Origin of the sequence: Thiomicrorhabdus cannonii (assembly GCF_013391695.1) — a bacterium.
Classification (GTDB): Bacteria; Pseudomonadota; Gammaproteobacteria; order Thiomicrospirales; family Thiomicrospiraceae; genus Thiomicrorhabdus; species Thiomicrorhabdus cannonii.
This window is the reverse complement of the sequence record NZ_JACBGH010000028.1, coordinates 1-458: the sequence shown is the minus strand read 5'-3', so window position 1 is coordinate 458 and position 458 is coordinate 1. Positions and strand designations below refer to the sequence as shown.

Below are 458 nucleotides of genomic sequence, written 5' to 3'. Positions count from 1 at the left end.
ATCTGCTAGAGCTGCCACATAGGTCGCATAGGCCATGACAAAGAGGTCACTATTAATCTTGGGAAAAGTCATGACCTCATGATAGTCTTCGATGTAACTGAGTCCGTCATCATTGATTCGCAAGAGAAATCGTGCCAGCACCAAGGGCTGAATAACAGGCGCCAGCTTAGACTGACCAGCGTGTTTGACAAAAAACATGCGTTTGCCAACCTGCTCTGTAAAAATTTTGACGAGCTTATCATCCTCACGAAAATTGCGATTGTAAAGCACCAAGCCTTGACTCGTGATAGACTGAATCATGCTTCTCTCATGTACTCCTCAAGTCGTTTCATGGCTTCTTTGATAGTCTCCATGCTGGCTGCATAAGATAGGCGGACGTAGCCTTCCCCGTAACGTCCAAAGGCTGCACCAGGGATAAAGGCAACGGCCTTCTTCTGAGCAAAATCCTTCAGAAAAGC

1 protein-coding gene is annotated in these 458 nt (G+C 46.5%); it reads right to left on the bottom strand.

Annotated elements, in window-relative coordinates; genetic code table 11:
• Positions 1 to 300: DNA repair protein RecO (gene recO / locus HZ297_RS11810; protein WP_178863965.1), on the bottom strand; the 300-nt coding region annotated here is incomplete at its 3' end.
• Positions 301 to 458: the final 158 nt, after the last annotated feature.